Source organism: Kitasatospora sp. NPDC002543, assembly GCF_053594915.1.
Genome location: NZ_JBSFWR010000217.1, coordinates 1 through 2,968, shown reverse-complemented (window position 1 = coordinate 2,968; position 2,968 = coordinate 1). Strand labels below are relative to the sequence as shown.

3 protein-coding genes are annotated in these 2,968 nt (G+C 73.4%); 2 read left to right on the top strand and 1 reads right to left on the bottom strand.

Going from position 1 to position 2,968, the window contains the following annotated elements:
• Positions 1 to 181 precede the first annotated feature (181 nt).
• The gene (locus ACWD4P_RS38050) at positions 182 to 925 is read right to left on the bottom strand and encodes a class I SAM-dependent methyltransferase (protein ID WP_449782797.1); all 744 of its coding nucleotides are present in this window, start codon (positions 923 to 925) and stop codon (positions 182 to 184) included.
• Positions 926 to 1,344: 419 nt separating this feature from the next.
• Here ACWD4P_RS38050 and ACWD4P_RS38045 point away from each other — a divergent pair, with 419 nt between their 5' ends.
• Both ACWD4P_RS38045 and ACWD4P_RS38040 read left to right on the top strand, forming a co-directional pair.
• Positions 1,345 to 2,352 carry a metallophosphoesterase family protein gene (locus tag ACWD4P_RS38045; RefSeq protein ID WP_449782796.1) on the top strand — a complete coding sequence of 336 codons (1,008 nt, stop codon included), beginning with the start codon at positions 1,345 to 1,347 and terminating at the stop codon, positions 2,350 to 2,352.
• Positions 2,353 to 2,468: 116 nt separating this feature from the next.
• The gene (locus ACWD4P_RS38040) at positions 2,469 to 2,849 is read left to right on the top strand and encodes a hypothetical protein (RefSeq protein WP_449782795.1); all 381 of its coding nucleotides are present in this window, start codon (positions 2,469 to 2,471) and stop codon (positions 2,847 to 2,849) included.
• Positions 2,850 to 2,968 lie beyond the last annotated feature (119 nt).

The window sequence follows — 2,968 nt, the reverse complement described above, 5'->3', positions numbered from 1 at the left end:
GCGTCCTGTTCGAAGGCGTCTCGTCCGAAGGCGTCCCGTCCGAAGGCGTCCGGGGCCGGGGCCGGGGCGTCCTCCCCGCGCAGCCGGCCGTGCCGCGGGCGGCGGGTGGGGCCCGGGGCGGCCGGTCCTCCCGGCCGCCCCGGCCCCGCAGACCCGCCGGCCGGTCGGTCGGGTCGGCGGCTCAGGCGCGGCAGCGCAGCATCTCCAGCGAGGGGAAGGCGAGGAAGTCCGCCCAGAACTCCCGGCCGTAGGCGCGGACGCCGGCCTCCGACACCGCCAGCGGCACCCACTCCAGCCCGGTGAACCCGGCCGCACGCAGGCTGTGCTCGAACACCTCCCGGCGCGGGGCCGTGGCGACGATGCTGATCGGCTCCGGGTCGATCAGGGCCGTGACCCGCACCCGCGGCCCCGTCTCGATCTCCTCGCCGAGGGGCTCGCAGCGGAACCCGTAGCGCTCCAGGGACGGGCAGTCGAACCGGTAGTCGGGCTTCTGGGCGAGGACGAAGAACTCCCCGCCGGGCACCAGGCTGCGGCGGGCGGCGCGGCACATCCGCTCCATCGCCGCGACGTCCTCGGCGTAGTTGAGGCAGTGCACCGCCAGGGCGATGTCGAACCGCCTGTCCAGCGGCGGCAGTTCGGCCACATCGCCGACCTCGTAGCGCACGCCCAGCGGCTCCCGCAGCTCGCTCGCCCGCGCGGCGGCGACCATCTCGCCCGAGAGGTCGACGCCGAGGACGTCGGCGGCGCCGCGGCGCTTGAACTCCCGGCTGTAGAAGCCGGTGCCGCACGCCAGGTCGAGGACCGACCGGCCGCGGACGTCCCCGACCAGGCCGAGGAAGCTCGGCACCTCCCCGTAGCGCGCCAACGGCAGGGCCTTGAAGCCCTCGAACGCCTCGCCGATCCCGTCGTACTGCCGCACGTCCATGTGCCGCTCCTCCGATGCGTCGTTCCGTCCGTACGTCCTGGCGCGTGCGGCCGGCTTGATCCTTCCGGGCCGGTGGGCCCGGCCGGTCGGCGGCGGCCGCCGCGGTGGAAAGTCTCCTCCGCGCGGGTCCGCGGCCGTACTGGCGGATGACACGAAGAATCCGGCCCGGCGGCGCGGGGGAGTCGGAGCGCGCCGCGGCCCGCTCGTGCGGGACCGGACCGAACCGGGCCGGAGCGAACCCGACCGGATCGGGCCGGGTGGGACGGAGGGTGACGGGCACGCGGCCGTCCTCCGGACCGACCCTGATCGACAGTGCCCGTTCACCTGACCGCCCATTCGATCGCATAGTGATAACGGGTCTGGTCCGAACCGCGCGGCGGCAACCCCCGGCGCAGCGCGGCAGTCGAAAGGAAAGACCCATGGAACGCAGGACGCTGCTCGGCGCGACCGCCGGAGCGCTGGCGCTCGGAGGACTCGCGCAGGGGACCGCCGTGGCGGACTCCGACGGCGGCGGGCTGGTGACGAGCTTCAACGTCATCAGCGACATCCAGGGCGACCTCGGCGACTTCGCCCAGGCGCTCAGGGACATCCGGGCCACCAACCCGCAGGGGTCGGGCCTGGCCGTCGCCGGGGACATCACGCCGCGCGGCTACGACTTCGAGTACGCCGAGGTGCAGAAGGTGCTGGACCAGGGGCCGAAGCCCCGCGAGGTGGCCTGGGCCATCGGCAACCACGAGTTCTACGTCCCCAAGTGGTCCGACCCGAACACGCTCGCCCAGAGCACCTGGCCCAACGGCACCACCGAGGAGTCCCTCTTCCGCAGCTTCTACCGGTTCGCCAAGCGGTCCTCGATCTACGCGGAGACCACCTTCGGCGGCATCCCGGTCCTGACCCTCGGCACCGAGCGCTACATGAAGTACCACGACAACTCCCTGTGGGACGAGGTGTGGATCAGCGACGCGCAGTTCCAGTGGCTGGAGGACCGCCTGCAGTACTGGGCGCGGCGCCGCAAGCCCGTCATGGTGATCACCCACCACCCGCTGCCCAACACGGTCTCCGGGACCCGCAGCAAGATCTACATGAGCGACTACCTCCAGCCCGACCGGCTCCTCGGTCTCCTCGGGCGGTACCGCGACGTGTTCCTCTTCAGCGGCCACACCCACTGGGACCTGACCCTCTCCGACTGGTACGTGCGCCGCATCGTGCCGGGCACCGCCAACCTGGACGGCTTCTCGGTGATCAACACCGGCGCCGTGCAGACCGGGTTCGCCGACAACGGGCAGGGCGGCGAGGTCACCGTCCCCGGGCACTTCAACCAGGGGCTCCAGGTGGACGTCTACCGCGACCGCGTCGCCATCAGGGCCCGCGACTTCGCGACCGGCACCTGGATGAAGCGGATCTCCGTGCCGCTGGCCACCCGGATCTGACCCCGGTACCCGCCCCGGGCGGCCCGGCGTGCCGCACCGACGGCCGTTACGGGCCGCCCGGGATGGGTAGACGCGAGCGGACGAGGGGGGCCGAGACCGAAACGGAAGGAATCCCCATGTTGCTGCTGGGACTTCTGCTGATGGCGGCGTCCGGCGCGTTCGTCGGACTGCTGATCGCGGACAACCTCTCCGGCGGACCCGACTACCAGGTGACGATCCTGGGCAACAACCTGGTGGCGCTGAACAGCCTGAGCATCTTCCTCGCCGGGGTGGCGCTGGCCCTGATCTTCTGCCTCGGCCTCGCTCTGATGCGGCTGTCCGGGCGCGGCCGGCGCTCCTCGCGAGGAGCGCATGCCGCTCGCGCCGAGCGGTCGGACCTCACCGGGCGGTCGGACCTCACGGGGAGCCCCGGTCCCGCCGGGAGTTCGGACCTCACCGGGCCGGAACAGCGGGCCGCCGCGCAGGGCGGCCGGATGCGGCACCGGCTGGGCCACTGACCGCACCGCCGGGGCCGGTGGGGGCGCTCCCACCGGCCCCGGCCCGGTGCTCCGCCTGGCCTGCCCGCACCGCCCGTCCGCACCGCCCGTCACCACCGCCCGACCGCACCGCCCGTCCG

Bases quoted from the DNA above. Each gene is read 5' to 3' on its own strand.
- ACWD4P_RS38050 (WP_449782797.1), bottom strand. From the start codon at position 925: ATGGACGTGCGGCAGTACGACGGGATCGGCGAGGCGTTCGAGGGCTTC.
- ACWD4P_RS38045 (WP_449782796.1), top strand. From the start codon at position 1,345: ATGGAACGCAGGACGCTGCTCGGCGCGACCGCCGGAGCGCTGGCGCTC.
- ACWD4P_RS38040 (WP_449782795.1), top strand. From the start codon at position 2,469: ATGTTGCTGCTGGGACTTCTGCTGATGGCGGCGTCCGGCGCGTTCGTC.